Source organism: Arthrobacter sp. 10N43, assembly GCF_056394525.1.
Window position 1 is genome coordinate 31,049 of sequence record NZ_JBFTIA010000019.1, and the last position, 16,822, is coordinate 47,870.

Below are 16,822 nucleotides of genomic sequence, written 5' to 3' on the forward strand. Positions count from 1 at the left end.
GCTAGAGGGAGTTGAGTTCGGCCCGAAGCGGGTAGTCCCGGCCGTCGAGCACCAGCTGGGTGCAGCGTCCCGTGCTGCGGTTGAGGACGATCGGGGCCATGAGGTTGACCGTGGTGGAACCGGGGGTGTGGTTGAGGACGATCAGTACCTGGGGTACCTCCGACTCCGGAAGGTCCAGTGCCTCCAGCGCTGCTGCAGGGATGGGCGGGGCGTAGCTGGGAGCAAACACGGCGGCGTCGGCCAGGAACAGCCGCACCGGAGAGGAAGCAGCTTCCAGGGCATACAGCCCGGGCGCGCCCTCGACGCTGCGCAGGCTGAAGTCGTGCAGATCCTCGAAGCCCGGCATGGGCGCGGTGAACACGACAGGCAGGTTGGCGACAGGAGTGTCCATGACCGGGGCACTCACCGCAGGAAGTCCATCAGCGTCGGCTGAAGCACGCGCGCCGTCGCGGCCAGGGCCACCTGGTAGTTGGTCTCCTGAAGCTTCAGGTCCATGATGACGCTGCCAAGATCTGCCTTCTCGATGCCCGTCTTCTGTGCATCCAAGGTGGCCTCCAATTCTGTGTTGACGCTGCTGGCACGTTCCAGCTGGGCCTGGCGTGTTCCGATGTCAGAACGCCCGTTGATGACGTCCTTGGCCCCGGACTCGAGCTTGCCGGCCAGTGCCGTCACGTCCGAGTTGCTGCGCAGTCCGTTGACGATTCCGCTGACGGTTTCGAAGATCGACGTGGCGCCGTCACCGAAGATCGCGGCGCCGTCGGCGTCCACCCGGACGGTCTGGTTTTCACTGATGCGGCGCTCCACGGAGCTGTTGGCAATCCCGTTGAACGTCGCGGGCGTGGCCGGCGGGCCAGATGTCCCGGCGGTGAAGGCGTTGGCAGCGTCCGAACTGCCTGCGAAGATGTTGCGGCCCAGGTGCTTTCGGTTGGCGATCGACAGGAGGTCCTTGTTCAGGCCCTCGAGCTCGAGGGCGATCGCGTCCCTGCCCGACTGGTTGAGCGTGCCGTTGCCGGCCTGGACCGTGAGGTCCTGCATTTTGTGGACCACGTTGGTGGCCTGCTCCAGGGCGGAATCCGCGGCGGTGAGCCAGCGGTCGCCGTCGTCGATGTTCCGGCCGTACTGGGCGGCGGCGGCGATCCGGGAGCGGGTCTGGAGGGCCTGCGCCGTGGCCGCGGGGTCGTCCGAGGGCCGGGAGATCTTGTCGAGGGTGCTCGCCTTGTCCTGCAGTTCGGCGAGTTTCGCCTGCTGGGCCTGCAGCGTCCGCTGGGCCGACGTGCTCATGGTCAGGTTTGTTACCCGGTTCAGCATGTCTACCTTCCTACCAGTCCGGTGCGGTTGATCAAAACATCCAGGGCCTCGTCCACGGCCGTCATGACCCGGGCGGCGGCCTGGTAGGCGTGCTGGTTAGTGAGCAGGCTGACGTTTTCCTCGTCCAGGCTGACCGAGGCGGAGGACGCGCGGTTGGCCTGGGCGGACGCCTGCGACGCGGCGGCCAGGGCATCGTGCTGCTGCGCGCCCCGGGACAGGACACCGATCCCCGTCACGACGCCGGCCCAGAGGCTGTCCGGGGATCCGGGACCCGTGCCGAGCTGGGAAATCTTGTCCGCCACGCTGTTGTCCAGATTCCCAGCCCCGGCGCCGATGCCGATGCCGCTGGCGTCTTTGGGCAGGACAGCGATATCCAGCGCCGCCGGCAGCCCGGAGGCCGGACTGAAGAAGTTGCCGGCCACCGCCCCGGTGGAGGTCCGGGCGCCGTTGTGGAGGGCGTTGACGGCGTCCCTCAGGTTTGAAGCAAACGTGTTGTACGACGCCGCTGCCTCGGCAATCGCGCCGCCGGTGCCTGCGCTGTTGGCAGGCGCCAGGACGGACAGGGCGCCGGCGATTTCGCCGTCGGTGACCGGCACGGCCGCGCCGGGCCGGTCCGCCCATTCGAGCTGGACCGGGGACCCGAGCGAGTCCCCGGACTGCGTGCCGGAGAGGGCCAGGGCCCGGACCGAGGTGCCCATGACGAGGGCGTTGCCGCCGACGTGGATGTCCACGGTGCCGTCAGCCTGTTCGCGGACAGTTCCGCCGGTCAGGCGGGAGATCGTCTCCGTGAGCTTGGCCCGAGCGTCGATGAGTTCGTTGGCTGAACCGCCCGCAGCGGTCGTCGAGCGAATGGTCGCGTTGAACGCGGCCACCTGCGCTGCCGCAGAGTTGACGGCGTCGACGTTGTCCTGGGCCTGGCCGCGAACGCTGGTCCACTGCGCCGTCAGCGACTGATAGCCGGCGGAGATCTTCGCGGTGAGCTCGTTGCCGGCCTGCAGGAGCTGCCCCGCCGGACCGGATTCCCCGGGCTGGTTGGACGCGCCCTGCCAGGCCGACCAGAAGTTGTGCAGCGCGGAGGAAATCCCGTTGTCGCCCGGTTCCTGCAGGATCCCCTCGATTCCCTGCAGCGCGGCGGACCGGACACCGGCGTAACCGGCCCGGGCGCCGGCAGAGCGGACACCCGCGTCCAGGAAGCTGCTGCCGAGACGGGCGATGCCGTCCACCGAGACACCGTTGCCGGACTCCGGGCGGCCCGAGCCGAAGAGGCCCTGGGCCGGGGCGGCGATGGAGGACTGCTGAACGCGCTGCCGGGTGTAGCCCTCGGTAGCGGCGTTGGCGATGTTCTGGCCGGCGACGTTCATGCCCTGCTGGGCAGCCGTCAGCCCCCGGTAGGCGGTATTCAGGGCGCCAAAGGTGCTCATGGTCGCTTCCTTAGAATTGCTTGTCGAAAAGGCGCGAGCCGGCGGTTTCCCCGGTCTTGCCGTGGGCGTCGTACGTGCCGGCGGCGGCGGGCCGGAGGTCGGCCAGGGACTCCTGGGTGGAACGGACCGCGGTGCGCAGGTACTGCTCATTGGAGTCGCGCAGCTCCTTGATGAGGGCCGTCTGGCGGGTCAGCGCGGTCAGGTGCGCGGTCAGGACCTCGGACCAGGCGCCTTCCGGGGCGGCAGCGGCCAGCTCCCCGAGCGAAGCATCGGAGGGCAAACCCCAGGTTTCGGCGACGACGGCGGCCTCGATGGTGCGCGCCAGGCTCGCCTTGGAGAGGTGCTCGAGGACCTGCTCGACTTCCTTGGTGCCGTGGGCCAGCCAGCGCGATTTGCCTGAGGTGAGCAGCAGTTGCTCTTCCTCCAGCTTGAAAGTGAGAACGTCCAGGAGTTCACGCTCCCGCCACAGCAGGGCTGACAGTTCGTGGATGGCCATAGGTCCGGAGGACTCCCTCTTCGGTGACAGGTGCGGTGGTGCCGGGGCGGCTGATTAATCGTGCGGACGATTCAGCCAACAGCTGGGTTCGTAGAAACTATCGGCAGGGCTGCGGCAAGCGTTAGCAGCAATAAAGCTGATATCACGCTGGACTTCACGACACCGCAGGGCAGCATCAAGCCGGAAAACATTTTTTCGGATTCCCCTTACCAGAGTTATCAGCCGGGCGATAACTACTCCTGAAGGCCCACGGATGGGCCGTCGCACAAGTCCCAATCATGGAGGAAACATCATGGGAATGCAGATCAACACCAACCTGGCTGCGAACAACGCTTACCGCAGCCTCAGCAACACCCAGAACGACCTGTCCAAGTCGCTGGAGAAGCTTTCCAGCGGCCTGCGCATCAACCGCGCCGGTGACGACGCGGCCGGCCTGGCTCTCTCCGAAGGCCTGAAGTCCCAGATCGGTGGCCTGACGGTTGCCGCCCGCAACGCCCAGGATGGCATCGGCGCAGTCCAGACCGCTGAAGGCGGCCTGAACCAGGCTCACTCCATCCTGCAGCGCCTGCGTGACCTGGGCGTCCAGGCCGCGAACGATACCAACAACGCAGAATCCCGCGGCGCCATCAAGACCGAAGCTGACAGCCTCGTGAAGGAACTGGACCGCATCGCCGGCTCCACGAACTTCAACGGTGCCCAGCTGCTGGACGGCTCCAAGGCGAAGATGTCGCTTCAGGTCGGCGCCAACGCTGACGCGCAGAGCATCATCGACGTCAACCTGTCCTCTGCTAACGTCGGTTCTGTCGCGACAGCACTGGGGTCGGCAGCGTCCGGTTCCACCACGTTCAAGGTTGCAGCGTTCAGCGCCACGGACGGCAGCCCCCAGGGTCTCGCCGCAGGTGCTTACACCTTTGAGTCGGTCAAGGGTGGCGTCACGACCACCGTGGCTGTCACTACCACCGCTGCAGCCACCACCGCAGAGGACTTCGTTGCCAAGCTCAACGCGGACAAGAACTTCAACTCGAGCTTCACGGCCTCAGTCTCCAAGAGCACGAACGGCACGGGCGATGGCATCATCATCCGGTCTAACGATGGCGGCACGATCGACCTGACCGATCCGTCGGGCTCGGGCGTGTTCAATGCCGGCAGCACAGTCGTTAGCGGCACGGGTCTTGACTTCTCCTCGACCAGTGCAGCTCAGGCTTCCCTGGTCGCCATCGATACCCAGATCAAGTACGTTTCCACGGCCCGCGCCGATCTCGGTGCGACCCAGAACCGCCTTGAGTCCGCTGTGCAGACCATCAACGTGGCCAAGGAAAACCTGACGGCTTCCAACTCCCGTATCCGCGACACGGACATGGCTGAGGAAATGGTCAAGTTCACCCGCAACAACATCCTGTCCCAGGCCGGCACCGCAATGCTGGCCCAGGCCAACCAGACCAGCCAGGGTGTTCTGCAGCTTCTCCGCTAGACCTAACGTGAGAGGGGCCGGCTCAGCGGCCCCTCTCCGCTAGTTTTTAGGCGAGGACTTGGCGCCCGGGGAGGGTGAAAACCTCTCCCCGGGCGCTCTGCAGTACCACCGGCTGTTACGTATTTCATCTTTTCGATTGTTCTAAGGAGTTGTAGGCGTGGGACTCTCCATTGATGGGCTGTCCAGTGGACTGGACACCACATCCCTGATCAATTCGCTGATGACGATTGAGGCTGCACCGCAGAACCTCATCAAAAGCAAGGCTGCGGCTGTCCAGACCCGCATCTCAGCGCTTCAGGGCCTCAATTCGGCCGTCGCAGATCTGGCCACCAAGGCGGGGAAACTCTCGGACCCCAAGAACCTGGAACTCTACTCGGCGACCAGCAGCGCCTCGAACGTCACGGCCTCCGTCAGCGCCGGGGCGAAGCCCGGAGCCGTTGATTTCACGGTAACCAAGCTGGCACAGACCCAGGTTTCGGTCACCAAGAACATCGCCGCGTGGCCTTACACCACCATGACTATTACCGGCGAGGGCGGACAGGCCATCACCGTCACGCCGCTCACCAGTTCACTCGACGACGTCGTTTCCGCCGTGAACCTCTCCGGCGCCGGCATTGTGGCGTCAAAAGTGTCCGTGGGCGGCGGCGAGTACCGCCTCCAGTTCGCGTCCTCGACGTCGGGCGTGGCCGGCGGATTCAGCATCGCGGATCCGGACGGAACCGCAGCGCTGACCACTGTCCAGGCACCGCAGGACGCCCAGATCAAGCTCTGGGCAGGCAGCGCCGCCGAGGTCTCGCTCAATTCCTCCACCAACACTTTCTCCAATCTCCTCCCGGGCGTCTCCGCCACGGTGAGCGAGGTCTCGGCCACGCCGGCCCGCATCACCGTCTCCCGCGACAACGCCCAGATCAGCAGGGCCGCCTCGGACCTGGTCAGCTCGGTCAACGGCGTCCTGGCCCAGATCGCCACCAAGAGCAACGTGGTCAGCAGCACCGACGCCTCCGGCGCCGCGATCACCTCCGGCGGAATCTTCACCGGTGACAGCACCATCCGCGCGGTCAACGCGGCCGTCCTGTCCGCGGCTTCCCAGCCCGTCAACGGCAAGTCACCGTCGGACCTCGGACTGGTCCTGAACAAGACCGGATCCATCGATTTCGACTCCACCAAGTTCGGCGACGCTATGGCGAAGGACCCCGTGGGAACCATGGCCGCTGTGGCCACAATCGCCGGCCGCGTGGCCGACGCCGCCAAGCAGGCCTCGGACCCCACGACGGGGCTGCTGAGCACCAAAATCAAGGGCCAGCAGTCTGCCGCCAAGGATTACACGGACCAGATCGCCAGCTGGGATGATCGTCTCACCATCCGCCGCGCCACCCTGCAGCAGACCTACACGGCGCTCGAGGTGTCCCTCAGCGGCATGAAAGCGCAGTCAGCGTGGCTGTCGTCCCAGATCGCAGGCCTCTCAGGAAGTACGTCAAAATAATGACCTCGATGCCCTTTGCCGGCGGCTACGGCCACGCCTCGCAGCGCAACCAGTACCTCGCGGACTCGGTTCTTTCGGCCCCGCCCGCGCGCCTGCTCACCATGCTCTACGACCGGCTCCTGCTGGACCTGGGCCGGGCGGAATCGGCCCAGGAAACCGCGAACTGGTCCGTCGCCTCTGAGAACCTGATCCACGCGCAGGCGATCATCACCGAGCTGTCGTCTTCCCTGAAGACGGACACCTGGGAAGGCGCCGACGGGCTCCTGGGACTCTACAACTACGCTTCGACCGCGCTGGTCAACGCCAACATCCAACGCGATCCCGCCCTCACCCGGGAGGCGATCGACCTCCTTGAGCCCCTGCGCCAAGCCTGGCACGAGGCCGCCGCGGCGCCCGCAGCTTTCTCTGGCGGGGCGCTCCCCACAGCGGCCCCCGCAACTCCGGCCGCACCCGCCTTCGCAGGCGCCGGCGCCTGGAACGCGCAGTCCGGCTCAGGCGGCGGGAGCCTAGGTTTTGGCTAACCAGGCAGACGTGGGGTCGGGCTTTGGGGGAGCCGGATCCAACAACGCTGGATCACCTGCTCCCGAGGAAAACCCGGACGACACGTCCCTGGCAGCCTGGATGGCAGTCCTGGAAGTACTCGAAATGGCTGTCCAGGCAGCCGAACGAACCCTGAAGGACCCACTGGGCCCGCTCGCGGTCCCCGCCGGTTCCACGGCGGAGCCGCGACCGGAAAAACGCTGGTCCCCGCCCGCCCTGCCGGGGCCTTTGCCGGCGGCCGCCCGGCGGCGCGCTGCGGCCTTGGCGGCCGCCCAGGAACGCGTCGCCCTGCGGCTGGAAGACGCCAGGTTGGGTGTTGCCCGGCAGCTCCAGGCAGTGTCCTCGGTGCCCGGCGTCGGGGAGTCCGCGGGGGCGCTGTACCTCGACGTCAACGGCTAGGAATCGCGGGCTCCAAAACATCCTGAAATACTCTCCCGTTTTCACCTAACGCGGCGCTGAGCAGTGCCGATAACCACTGTAAGAGCACGGATCGCTCGATTACCGGCCACGGATTGGCCACCCCCACCTTTCCCAGGCAGGACTCTGTGCTCGAATCCGTGACTTCCGCCGCCCTGGCCAGCGCCATGGACGGCCTGGCTTTGCGCCAGCGCACCATCGCGAACAACATCGCGAACGTCAACACGCCGAATTACCACGCGAAGCGGGTCAGCTTCGAGGACGCCCTCGCTGCGTCGGTGAAGTCCGGGGACGGCCACGTCCAGGCAACGACGGCGGAATCCCTGGAGCCGACCCAGCTGAACGGAAACAACGTCAACCTGGACACCGAGACCCTGTCCAACATCGACACCGTGCTGCGCTTCCAGTTCGCCGCCCGCGCAGTCAATACCGAATTCTCCGCCGTGCGCGCCGCCCTGAGGACCAGCTGATGACCTTCGACGCAATCGGCATCGCCGGCTCCGCCCTCACCGTCCACCGCAAGTGGCTCGATGCTGTCTCGGACAACCTCGCGAACATGAACAACGCCTCAGCCACGTCCGGCCCGGCTTTCCAGGCCCGCTACGTCGAGGCCGCGGAGGGCTCGGAGGGATCCGGCGTGTACGTCAAGGGCGCCCTGCGCGGCAGCGCCGAGGGCAGGATCGTCTACCAGCCGGACCATCCGCTGGCGGACGCGAACGGCAACGTCAAATACCCGGACATTGACCTGGCCGAACAGATGGGCGCCCTGATCATCGCCCAGCGCGGCTATCAGGCCAACGCCCAGGTTGTGGACCGCGCCCGCGAAACCTATATGGCTGCCCTTGAGATTGGACGCTCCTGATGACTGTTGCCCCCATCGCTCCTGTCCAGGGAGTCCTGCCCACGAATTACGTCGCAGGAACGGCCCCCGTGGCCGGCACGGACGGTTCCGCCTTCGCCACGTCCCTCACGGGGGCGGTGGACAACCTCCAGCAGCTGCAGTCGACGTCGAACCAGCTGGCCGTCTCCGCCGTCACCGGCAACCTCGATGACATCCACAACGCCACCCTCGCCGCCACCCGGGCCCAGGTCACCCTCGAGCTCATGGCCACCGTACGCAACAAGGGTGTTGACGCATTCAACGAGATCATGAGGATGCAGGCCTGATGCCTCCGCAGATAAACGCCTTCTTCCAGCGCTTCGGTGCCAGCCTGAAGAGCTTCACCGCCGGCCAGCGCACCCTGGCCGTGCTCGGCGCTGCCCTTCTGGTGGTCGGCATTGTGGCGCTGTCCGCCTGGCTCACCCGTCCGGTGCTGACGCCCCTGTTTTCCGGACTCCAGACCACCGACGCCAACGGCATCGTCGAACAGCTCCGCAAGGACAACGTTGCGTACGAGCTCAGCGACGGCGGATCCACCATCCTCGTCCCCCAGGACAAGGTCTATGACGAGCGCCTCAAGGCTGCCGCCGCCGGCCTGCCGACCGCCGCCGCGACCGGGTATTCCCTGCTGGACAAGATGGGCGTGACGTCCTCGGAGTTCCAGCAGTCCGTCACCTACAAGCGCGCCCTCGAAGGCGAACTGGCCAGCACGATCTCCGCCATGGACGGCGTGAAGACCGCCGCCGTCCGGCTCGCCATCCCCGAGAAGACCGTTTTTGTGTCCACGGCCCCGGACACCACCGCCTCGGTCTTTGTCGAGACCGACGCCGGCACCACCCTCTCCGGCGACAAAGTGCAGGCGATCGTCCACCTGACCTCCGCCGCGATCGAAAACCTCAAGCCCGCCAACGTCTCCGTGGTCGATTCCCAGGGCAATGTGCTCTCCACAGTCGGCGGCGGGCCGGCCGGTTCCTCGTCCAAGCAGGCCAGCGATTACCAGCAACGCACCTCCGACGCCGTCAAAGCCGTCCTGGACCGCGTGGTGGGCCCGGGTAACTCCACGGTCGCCGTCGCCACCGATGTGACCGGTGAATCCGCGCAGCAGAAGAGCGAAACCTTCTCCAACACCGCGGGCGCCCTGCCGCTCAGCGAATCGTCCAAGACCGAGAAATACACCGGAACCGGGGGAGGCGCCGCGGGCGTCCTGGGCCCGGACAACATCGCCGTTCCCGGCGGCACGGCCGGCAACGGCAACTTCGACTCCTCCACCGAGACCAAGAACAACGCCGTCAACAAGGTCACCGAGGACAGGCTCATCCCGGCCGGCGCCATCAAGCGGCAGACCATCTCCGTGGCCGTCAGCCAGGCCGCCGCCGGTGGCCTGAACCTGGCCTCCCTGAAGAACCTCGTCACCTCCGCGGCCGGGATCGACGCTACGCGCGGCGACGTCGTCACCGTCGAGGTGGTGCCGTTCAGCACCACCGCCGCCGACAACGCGGCCAAAGCGCTCGCCGAGGCGCAGGCCAATGCCGAAGCCGAAAAGCAGGCCGCGTTCTTCGGAACGCTCGTCACCGCCGGCAGCATCCTGCTTGGCCTGCTGATCCTGGCCCTGGTCCTCACGATCATCCTGCGGCGCCGCCAGAAGCGCGAGCCTGTGGACCTGGGCGAACGCCTGGACCTGGAGATCATGCCGGTGGCCCCGCCCGTTGTCGCCCTTCAGCCCGCGCCGGCGACGTCGGCCATCCCGATCACCGCCTTGCCTCCGCTTCCGGGTCCCAGCATGGAACAGCTGGAGTCCGAGCGCCGCCGGTTTGAGATCGACAGCATGGTGGCCGCCAACCCGGAGCGGGCCGCCGATTACCTGCGCAGCCTCATGGATGACAGGCAGCCGGCATGAAACCGGCCGATACGCTCCTCACCGGAACCCAGCGCGCCGCCGTCGTCCTGATGCAGATGAGCCCAGAGAACGCCGCCAAGGTCATGGCCCAGCTCACGGACACCGAGGCGGAGGAGATTGCCGGCGAGATCGTCAAGCTCCGCAAGGTGGACCCGGACGTCGCCGAGCAGATCATGAAGGACTTCCACCAGACTGCGCTGACCAGCCCGCGCCAGGCCCGGGGCGGCCGGGAACTCGCCGAGGGCCTGCTCGAGGCGTCCTTCGGCTCGGAAAGGGCCGCCGGACTCATGAACCGCCTGACGGTCAACATGGCGGGCAAGTCCTTCGAGTTCCTCGAAGACATCGAACCGGTGCAGATCCTGGCCCTGATCGACGGCGAACTGCCGCAGACCATCGCCCTGGTTCTCGCCCACCTCAGTCCGCGCAAGGCCTCGGCCGTGATGTCAGGGCTGCCCGGCTCGCTGCGGGCCGACGTTGCCCTCAGCATCGCCACCATGGGATCCGGCGCGCCCGAGGCGATCGGGATTGTCGCCGACACCCTTAAGCTCCGCGGCGGTGCCGCCGTGTCCCAGCAGGCCTCGAAGGTGGTGGGCGGCATTCAGCCGCTGCTGGAGATCATCAACCGGACCGACGCCGGTACGGAACGGTCCGTGCTGGACGGCCTGGACCTGCTCGATCCCGACCTCGCGGTGGAGATCCGGGCCCAGATGGTCACGTTCGACGACATCGTGAAGCTGGAACGCCGCGACGTCCAGCTGGTGCTCCGCGGACTCGACTCGGCCGTCCTGGCGATCGCCATGAAGGGTGCCTCCGAGCCGGTCCTGGAAACCATTACCACCAACGTTTCCGGGCGCAACCTGGAAATCCTCGAATCCGAGATCGCCGGCCTGGGGCCGCTGCGTGCCTCGCAGATCGAAGAAGCCCGGGCCGCCGTCGTGCGGTCCATCCGCGAGCTCGAGGCCGAAGGCCAGATCACCATCCAGCGCGGGGACGAAKAAGACTATGTCTACTGAGAACGGGGCAGCCGCCAGCGCCCCGGCGCGCATCGTCTTTCCCTCGCTGCGGGCCAACGGCCCGGCCTCCGAGCAGGCCGGCTACACCGAGGGCCACGCCGCAGGCTACGCCGCCGGAGTCCGCGCCGCCGCGAAGGAACAGCGCCGCTGGCGGGACCGGATGGCCGCCGAACAGGCCGCCTCCCTGGCCGCCGGACAGCAGGACCTGGACCGCGCCGTGCGCGCCCTCGCCGTCGCCAAGACCGACTTCGCGCACCGCAACGTGCAGGCCTTGCAGGACGCCGAGGAAATCCTGGCGCGTACGGCGCTGGAACTCGCCGAGGCCATTCTCGGCTACGAACTGGCCGAAGGCACCCGGACCGCCCGCGCCGCCCTGGCCCGGGCCCTGTCCGGGAATGACGCCGCCACCGTGCTGGCGATCCGGCTGCACCCGGCGGACATCGACGTCCTGAGCCGGGAGGGCCAGGACCTGCCCGCCGGACTGCCGCTCATCGCGGACCCTTCCCTTGGCCGCGGCGACGCGAAGGTCGAATACCAGCAGGGCTGGTTCGATGCCAGCCTGCGCACGGCCCTGGGCCGTGCCCGCACGGCCCTGCTCGGCGACGCGGAGCTGCCCGGCGCCGACCCTGCCGGCGTTGACGCTGCCGGCGGCTACCCTGGCGTCGCCTACCCTGCCGGCGCCTACCGGGGGCAGGAATGATCGCCGAGTGGCGCCCGAAGGGTGCCGACTACGCCGCTGCGCTGGCCGCTGCTGCCCCCCAAAGGGTCGGCGTTGTCACGTCCGTCATTGGTCTCGGCATGGAAGTGTCAGGACTGGACTGCGCGCTGGGCGACCTCGTCACGGTGGGGCAGAACCCGGGCCTTGACGCCGAAGTCGTCGCGGCCCTGGAAGGCTCCGTGCGCTGCATGCCGTTGGGCCGGCTTGCCGGCGTGGCGGCCGGCGACCCCGTCCGCGCCAAGGGCGGCGCGGTGCTGGTTCCCACCGGCCGGGGACTGTTCGGCCGGGTCCTTGACGGCCTTGGGCGCCCGATCGACGGCAAGGGCCCGCTGCTCAGCGGACCGCGCGTGCCGATCGACAACGAGGCACCCAACGCCATGAAACGCGCCCGCATCGACACCGCGCTGCAGACCGGCGTGCGCGTCCTGGACACCATGACGACCTTCGGCAAGGGCCAGCGCATGGGCTTGTTTGCCGGCTCCGGCGTCGGCAAGTCCTCCCTGCTCTCGATGATCGCCCGCGGCACCGACGCCGAGGTCTCCGTAATTGCGCTGGTCGGCGAACGCGGCCGCGAAGTCCGCGAGTTCCTTGAGGACGACCTCGGGGCCGCCGGCCTGGCACGTTCCGTTGTGGTGGTCGCGACCTCCGACGAACCCGCCCTCATGCGCATGCGTGCGGCCTTCACTGCCACCCGGATCGCCGAGTCCTTCCGCGACCAGGGCCAGGACGTCGTATTGATGATGGACTCCCTGACCCGTGTGGCCATGGCCCAGCGTGAAATTGGCCTCTCGGCCGGCGAGCCCCCTGCCACCCGCGGCTACCCGCCGTCGACCTTTTCGATCCTGGCGCGGCTGCTGGAGCGCGCCGGCACGGCCGAAACCGGTTCCGTTACCGGCATCTACACGGTGCTGGTGGACGGCGACGACCACAACGAACCCATCGCCGACGCTGCCCGTTCCATCCTGGACGGCCACGTGGTCCTGGACCGCAAGCTGGCCGTCACCGGGCACTTCCCCTCCGTGGACGTGCTCGGATCCGTGTCCCGGGTGGCCAGCAAGGTCAATTCCCGGCCCCATCTCGAGTCTGCGGCCACGCTCCGCCGGGTCCTCGCGGCCCGCAAGGCGGCGCAGGACCTGATCGACGTCGGCGCGTACCAGGCCGGGACCAACCCGCTTGTGGACGCAGCGCTGAACCACGAGCACGACGTCAGCGGTTTCCTCCAGCAGCCGATGGACGAATCCACGGCCCACCCCGAGTCCTGGCAGCGGCTCGGCCACCTCACCTCGATCCTGGGAGCAGCATGAACCGCGAATTCTCTCTGGCCGGCCTCCTGCGCCTCCGCCAGCTCCAGCAGGACCAGGCGGCCACCGGCCTGGCACGCGCCCGTTCACGCTCCAGCTCCGTCCGGGTCCGCGAGGCCGCCGCCCGCCGCGAACTGGCCGCAACGGATGACCCCATCTCCAGCTCGGCCTCCTTGCGCGCCGTGGCCGCCGCCCGGTCGTCCTCGCACAGCATGCTCGCGGACCTGCAAAACCTCACGCACCTGGTCGAGGCCGAAGAAGCCAACGCCCGTGCCGAGTTCATCGCTGCCCGCACGCGGTCCGTGGGCCTGGAAAAACTGCAGGCCCGTCACGACGCCGAGGTCCACTCCGCGGACTTGCGCGCCGAACAGTCGGCCCTCGACGAGATCGCCTCGACGCTCTGGCACCGCGACGAGCAGCAGGTGAAGCCATGAGTATGACCGAGGCGATCAGCCGCATGCAGGGCATCCAATCGATGATCGCGGAACTGAGCCGGCCCGCGGCCACGGAGACAACCGCCGCCAAGACTGCGGCGGCCACCTCGCTTGCCACCGCTACGGGCACGGGCGACTCCGGCACATTCACGCAGGCGCTGGCCGCGGCATTGGGCGGGAGCGGGGCAACGGATGGTTCCTCCCTCACCGACAGCCCGGGGCTCGGCAGCACCCTGGGACTGGGCAGCACGACCGCGGCCGGGACAGCAGGGCTCACGGGAGCCCAGCCGGCGGGATCCGTGCACACCGGCAGTGCAGCGACCGGCAACGACGTGGTGGCTGTGGCCAAGAAGTACATCGGAGTTCCCTATGTATGGGGCGGAACCAACCCGGCCACGGGCATGGACTGCTCCGGCTTCACCCAGCGCGTGTTCAAGGACCTCGGCGTGGAGATTCCCCGCGTGGTAAGTGACCAGATGCGCCAAGGCACACCCGTGGCTTCCCTCGCCGAGGCGAAGCCCGGCGATCTCCTGGTGAGCTTCGGCGGCAACCACATTTCCATCTACCTGGGCAACGGCAAGGCGATCGACGCACCCGTGCCAGGCAAGACCATCCAGATCCGCGATGCCTGGGAGCAGCAGTCCAACCTGACCTCCATCCGGCGCATCGTTCCTGCCGGGAGCGCATCGTGAAGGCCGCGGCGGCGCCGGATCTGGCGGCTGCACTGGCCACACCGGTCCGGACCGGCCGCCTGGGCACGGATCCCCGGTCCGCCAACGCAAACCCGGGGACCGCGTCCTTCGACTCGGTCCTGAACGACGTCCAGGGCGCGGCAGGCAACGGCACCGCTGCCGGCCCCATCCGCGAGGTTGCCGCTTCGGCAACTGACGGCGGGGGAACGGATCTGCCGGTGTCCGACGGGGACCTTTCCGGTGGCGCGCCAGGCGGCGACGCCGCCAATAGCGGCGCGGCCAATAGCGCCGTGACGGCCGACGGCGGAGCCGGGCCCGCGCCGCAGGCCGAGGCCGGCTCGCCCGCCGGTGCGGCCCCCACCCAGCTCACCCAGCTCACGCAGTTTGCCCCGGCGCAAATTCCAGCCGTGCAGTTCGCAGCCGTGCAGTTCGCAGCCGCGCAGGCCGCTGCTCCGACGTCGGGCCGCATCGAAGAATCCCGCGCCGCGGCACCGGCCTCCGCTTCACCCACGGCTGTGTCCGCAGGTGTGGCACCCGCCCCGGACCGGCCGGAGCAGGTACCAGGGTCCACTACCGCTGGGCCTGTTGTGGGAACGCTTGCGACGGCTGCCGGGCAGGCTCCGACTCTTGCAGGCACCCAATTGGCCGCAGCAACCAACGGGCTAACTGGCACCGCGGCCGCGGCAACCCCTGCGGGAACCCTTGCGGCAACCCCTCCGGCAAACCCTGTAGTGCCCACTGCCGCTGCCGGTTCCCGCGCGGCCGTGCCCGCTGCCGCTGCCGCCGCACAGCCGGCAGGCCCACACCCGTTCGCCGCTGCCGTCCCGACTGCGGCCGCAGCAACCAACGGGGTAACTGGCACCGCGGCCGCGGCAACCCCTGCGGCGCCCACTGCCTCTGCCGGTTCCCGCGCGGCCGCGCCAGCCGCCGCCGCTGCCGCCGCACAGCCGGCAGGCCCACGCCCGTTCGCCGCTGCCGTCCCTGCCACGGCCGCGACACTCTCCACGCCGGCCGACGGCAGGCCCTCCTTTGCACAGGTTTCTGCCCCGGCCGCGTCGCCTGTCGGCGCGCCGGTCCCGGTGCCTGTGACCCAGTTCGTTACTGCCGCGGCCTCGTCGCCGGCCGGGCCTGCCGCCGGCGGGGTGGCAACGACTTCCGTGTCCGGGTCCGCACCGGACTTCGGCGCGCCGGCAGGGCTTGGCACTGACGCCGTCCCCGCACAGTCCTTCCCCGCACAGTCCGTCCCGGGACGTGCCTCTGTGCTCGGAGGGGTGCCCCTGACGGTCACGGCTTCCACGACGGCGACCGTTGGCGCGCAGGCGGACGTTGCCGCCGGCGCTCCGTCAGTACCCGGACAAGTTGCCGCCGCACAGCTCATGCCCGTACCCGCCGTCCAGGCCGGCACCATGGATTCCGCCGTCGCGACCGCAACCGCCGCCGTCGCGACCGCATCCGCATCCGCCGCCGTCGCGACCGCAACCGCAACCGCCGCCGCCGCCGTCCCGGCGGGCCCCAATGCCCCCACGGCACCCGGTCCCGCCGCGATAACCAGCGCCGCGGAGGCACCGTCCGGCCCGGACAACGGTGCCCCGGCAGGCACGGCCGCCGTGCCGCCGTCGGCCGGCACCACCGTTTCCCAGTCCGGGCCCCAAACGGTACCCCCGGCTGTGCCCCAAATGAGTGTGCCCCAAACAACTGTGCCCCAAACAACTGTGTTCCAAACGACCGTGCCCCAAACAACCGCGCAGGCTGCGTTCCCGCCGGCTGCACAGCCGGCTTCGCAGGCCGAGGCCCTCCAGCCCCAGTTGGCCAAACCGCTCTTCACCCTCGTGGGAGCTGCCCACGGACAGCACGTCATGACGCTGAAGGTCAGCCCGGAAGATCTCGGCCCGCTGACGGTCCGGGCGCATATTGACGGCGCGGGCGTCCGGATTGAGCTCTTCGCCCCGGGCGAGGCAGGACGTGAAGCCGTCCGAGGGATCCTGCCCGAACTCCGCAAGGAACTGCACAACGCCGGCTTCGGGGCCAGCCTTGACCTGTCCGATCGCGGCGGCCCCGGGGGCTCCTCCCCAAACGGAGGGAACAACGGCGCCGGCCAGGACCGGACCGGCCCCGGAGGCCAGTTCGCCGCCGGCCGGGACCCCGGCGGAAGCGGCTCCGGTCCGGGCGGCCGCAACGGACCGGCCGAGCCGCGACCCGGACACCGCTGGGACGCCCTGGCCGATGACCAGGCCGTGCGCACCGCACGGGCATTGAACGGCCCCCAGACCACCCTCGACATTCTTGTCTGACACGAAGGAACGCGACTTATGACGATTCAGCCGATCGCATCCCAGCCGGTAACGGCAGCGGGGGAGGCCTCCCAGGCTTCTGCCGTCCGGACTCCCGCGCAGACCATGGATGCCAACGTGTTCATGTCCCTGCTCGTGACGCAGCTCAAGAACCAGAACCCGAGCGCGCCCATGGACACCAACCAGATGATGAGCCAGACACTCCAGCTCTCCATGATGGAAAAAATGACTGAACTGACCACCAACAGCAAGGAGGGCTTCTCCCTCCAGATGCGGACGGCGGCGGCCCAGCTGATCGGCCACTCGGTCGGCTACACGCTCGCGGACGGCACCACCGGAACCGGCATCGCCAGCTCCGTGACATATGCGGGCTCGGTCCCGTCCGTCACGGTCGGCGATCATTCCGTTCCCCTCGACTCCATCACCGGGCTCACTGCTCCGGCCGCTTCCTAACCAGCTC

At 68.4% G+C, this 16,822-nt stretch carries 19 protein-coding genes; 15 read left to right on the forward strand and 4 right to left on the reverse strand.

Annotated features, from left to right (window positions below; genetic code table 11):
• Position 1 precedes the first annotated feature (1 nt).
• The 4 genes from fliW to AC1DDO_RS21465 are packed head-to-tail and all read right to left on the reverse strand — an operon-like array spanning position 2 to position 3,225.
• A complete protein-coding gene (fliW, locus tag AC1DDO_RS21450; protein WP_476868810.1) occupies positions 2 to 391 on the reverse strand; it encodes a flagellar assembly protein FliW in 390 nt (129 codons plus the stop codon).
• An 11-nt stretch (positions 392 to 402) separates the two neighbouring features.
• Positions 403 to 1,308: a flagellar hook-associated protein FlgL gene (gene flgL / locus AC1DDO_RS21455; RefSeq protein WP_476868811.1), complete on the reverse strand. Its 906-nt coding sequence runs from the start codon at positions 1,306 to 1,308 to the stop codon at positions 403 to 405.
• A gap of 2 nt (positions 1,309 to 1,310) precedes the next feature.
• Entirely contained in the window at positions 1,311 to 2,729 is a 1,419-nt protein-coding gene (flgK, locus tag AC1DDO_RS21460; RefSeq protein WP_476868812.1) for a flagellar hook-associated protein FlgK, read from the reverse strand.
• 10 nt (positions 2,730 to 2,739) lie between these two features.
• Positions 2,740 to 3,225: a flagellar protein FlgN gene (locus AC1DDO_RS21465; protein WP_476868813.1), complete on the reverse strand. Its 486-nt coding sequence runs from the start codon at positions 3,223 to 3,225 to the stop codon at positions 2,740 to 2,742.
• 292 nt (positions 3,226 to 3,517) lie between these two features.
• On the opposite strand from AC1DDO_RS21465, the gene AC1DDO_RS21470 reads away from it, so the two are divergent.
• From AC1DDO_RS21470 to AC1DDO_RS21540, 15 genes are all read left to right on the forward strand, one after another.
• The gene (locus tag AC1DDO_RS21470; RefSeq protein ID WP_476868814.1) at positions 3,518 to 4,696 is read left to right on the forward strand and encodes a flagellin N-terminal helical domain-containing protein; all 1,179 of its coding nucleotides are present in this window, start codon (positions 3,518 to 3,520) and stop codon (positions 4,694 to 4,696) included.
• A gap of 157 nt (positions 4,697 to 4,853) precedes the next feature.
• Positions 4,854 to 6,179, forward strand: coding sequence for a flagellar filament capping protein FliD (fliD, locus tag AC1DDO_RS21475; RefSeq protein WP_476868815.1), 1,326 nt, complete (start codon positions 4,854 to 4,856; stop codon positions 6,177 to 6,179).
• Positions 6,179 to 6,700, forward strand: a complete 522-nt coding sequence (gene fliS, locus AC1DDO_RS21480; RefSeq protein ID WP_476868816.1) for a flagellar export chaperone FliS — start codon at positions 6,179 to 6,181, stop codon at positions 6,698 to 6,700. The genes fliD and fliS overlap by 1 nt, the downstream gene beginning before the upstream one ends.
• Positions 6,693 to 7,118: a hypothetical protein gene (locus AC1DDO_RS21485; protein ID WP_476868817.1), complete on the forward strand. Its 426-nt coding sequence runs from the start codon at positions 6,693 to 6,695 to the stop codon at positions 7,116 to 7,118. The genes fliS and AC1DDO_RS21485 overlap by 8 nt, the downstream gene beginning before the upstream one ends.
• Before the next feature lie 146 nt (positions 7,119 to 7,264).
• A complete protein-coding gene (flgB, locus tag AC1DDO_RS21490) occupies positions 7,265 to 7,606 on the forward strand; it encodes a flagellar basal body rod protein FlgB (RefSeq protein ID WP_476868818.1) in 342 nt (113 codons plus the stop codon).
• The gene (locus tag AC1DDO_RS21495) at positions 7,606 to 7,998 is read left to right on the forward strand and encodes a flagellar basal body rod protein FlgC (RefSeq protein ID WP_476868819.1); all 393 of its coding nucleotides are present in this window, start codon (positions 7,606 to 7,608) and stop codon (positions 7,996 to 7,998) included. The genes flgB and AC1DDO_RS21495 overlap by 1 nt, the downstream gene beginning before the upstream one ends.
• The gene (gene fliE, locus AC1DDO_RS21500) at positions 7,998 to 8,303 is read left to right on the forward strand and encodes a flagellar hook-basal body complex protein FliE (protein ID WP_476868820.1); all 306 of its coding nucleotides are present in this window, start codon (positions 7,998 to 8,000) and stop codon (positions 8,301 to 8,303) included. The genes AC1DDO_RS21495 and fliE overlap by 1 nt, the downstream gene beginning before the upstream one ends.
• Positions 8,303 to 9,913 carry a flagellar basal-body MS-ring/collar protein FliF gene (fliF, locus tag AC1DDO_RS21505; RefSeq protein WP_476868821.1) on the forward strand — a complete coding sequence of 537 codons (1,611 nt, stop codon included), beginning with the start codon at positions 8,303 to 8,305 and terminating at the stop codon, positions 9,911 to 9,913. Before fliE ends, fliF begins: the two co-directional genes overlap by 1 nt.
• Positions 9,910 to 10,926: a flagellar motor switch protein FliG gene (gene fliG, locus AC1DDO_RS21510; protein WP_476972717.1), complete on the forward strand. Its 1,017-nt coding sequence runs from the start codon at positions 9,910 to 9,912 to the stop codon at positions 10,924 to 10,926. The genes fliF and fliG overlap by 4 nt, the downstream gene beginning before the upstream one ends.
• Positions 10,916 to 11,626, forward strand: coding sequence for a FliH/SctL family protein (locus AC1DDO_RS21515; protein ID WP_476868823.1), 711 nt, complete (start codon positions 10,916 to 10,918; stop codon positions 11,624 to 11,626). Before fliG ends, AC1DDO_RS21515 begins: the two co-directional genes overlap by 11 nt.
• Positions 11,623 to 12,948 carry a FliI/YscN family ATPase gene (locus tag AC1DDO_RS21520; RefSeq protein ID WP_476868824.1) on the forward strand — a complete coding sequence of 442 codons (1,326 nt, stop codon included), beginning with the start codon at positions 11,623 to 11,625 and terminating at the stop codon, positions 12,946 to 12,948. The genes AC1DDO_RS21515 and AC1DDO_RS21520 overlap by 4 nt, the downstream gene beginning before the upstream one ends.
• Positions 12,945 to 13,379: a flagellar FliJ family protein gene (locus tag AC1DDO_RS21525; protein ID WP_476868825.1), complete on the forward strand. Its 435-nt coding sequence runs from the start codon at positions 12,945 to 12,947 to the stop codon at positions 13,377 to 13,379. Before AC1DDO_RS21520 ends, AC1DDO_RS21525 begins: the two co-directional genes overlap by 4 nt.
• Positions 13,376 to 14,071, forward strand: a complete 696-nt coding sequence (locus AC1DDO_RS21530; RefSeq protein WP_476868826.1) for a C40 family peptidase — start codon at positions 13,376 to 13,378, stop codon at positions 14,069 to 14,071. Before AC1DDO_RS21525 ends, AC1DDO_RS21530 begins: the two co-directional genes overlap by 4 nt.
• Positions 14,068 to 16,362 carry a flagellar hook-length control protein FliK gene (locus AC1DDO_RS21535; protein ID WP_476972718.1) on the forward strand — a complete coding sequence of 765 codons (2,295 nt, stop codon included), beginning with the start codon at positions 14,068 to 14,070 and terminating at the stop codon, positions 16,360 to 16,362. Before AC1DDO_RS21530 ends, AC1DDO_RS21535 begins: the two co-directional genes overlap by 4 nt.
• 18 nt (positions 16,363 to 16,380) lie before the next feature.
• Complete coding sequence (locus AC1DDO_RS21540) at positions 16,381 to 16,815, forward strand: flagellar hook assembly protein FlgD (RefSeq protein WP_476868828.1); 435 nt, start codon at positions 16,381 to 16,383, stop codon at positions 16,813 to 16,815.
• Positions 16,816 to 16,822: the final 7 nt, after the last annotated feature.

Coding starts and splice junctions, on each gene's coding strand:
- fliE (WP_476868820.1), top strand. CDS start 7,998: ATGACTGTTGCCCCCATCGCTCCTGTCCAGGGAGTCCTGCCCACGAAT.
- fliS (WP_476868816.1), top strand. CDS start 6,179: ATGACCTCGATGCCCTTTGCCGGCGGCTACGGCCACGCCTCGCAGCGC.
- AC1DDO_RS21465 (WP_476868813.1), bottom strand. CDS start 3,225: ATGGCCATCCACGAACTGTCAGCCCTGCTGTGGCGGGAGCGTGAACTC.
- AC1DDO_RS21530 (WP_476868826.1), top strand. CDS start 13,376: ATGAGTATGACCGAGGCGATCAGCCGCATGCAGGGCATCCAATCGATG.
- AC1DDO_RS21520 (WP_476868824.1), top strand. CDS start 11,623: ATGATCGCCGAGTGGCGCCCGAAGGGTGCCGACTACGCCGCTGCGCTG.
- AC1DDO_RS21540 (WP_476868828.1), top strand. CDS start 16,381: ATGACGATTCAGCCGATCGCATCCCAGCCGGTAACGGCAGCGGGGGAG.
- fliW (WP_476868810.1), bottom strand. CDS start 391: ATGGACACTCCTGTCGCCAACCTGCCTGTCGTGTTCACCGCGCCCATG.
- AC1DDO_RS21470 (WP_476868814.1), top strand. CDS start 3,518: ATGGGAATGCAGATCAACACCAACCTGGCTGCGAACAACGCTTACCGC.
- fliF (WP_476868821.1), top strand. CDS start 8,303: ATGCCTCCGCAGATAAACGCCTTCTTCCAGCGCTTCGGTGCCAGCCTG.
- AC1DDO_RS21525 (WP_476868825.1), top strand. CDS start 12,945: ATGAACCGCGAATTCTCTCTGGCCGGCCTCCTGCGCCTCCGCCAGCTC.
- flgL (WP_476868811.1), bottom strand. CDS start 1,308: ATGCTGAACCGGGTAACAAACCTGACCATGAGCACGTCGGCCCAGCGG.
- AC1DDO_RS21515 (WP_476868823.1), top strand. CDS start 10,916: ATGTCTACTGAGAACGGGGCAGCCGCCAGCGCCCCGGCGCGCATCGTC.
- flgK (WP_476868812.1), bottom strand. CDS start 2,729: ATGAGCACCTTTGGCGCCCTGAATACCGCCTACCGGGGGCTGACGGCT.
- AC1DDO_RS21495 (WP_476868819.1), top strand. CDS start 7,606: ATGACCTTCGACGCAATCGGCATCGCCGGCTCCGCCCTCACCGTCCAC.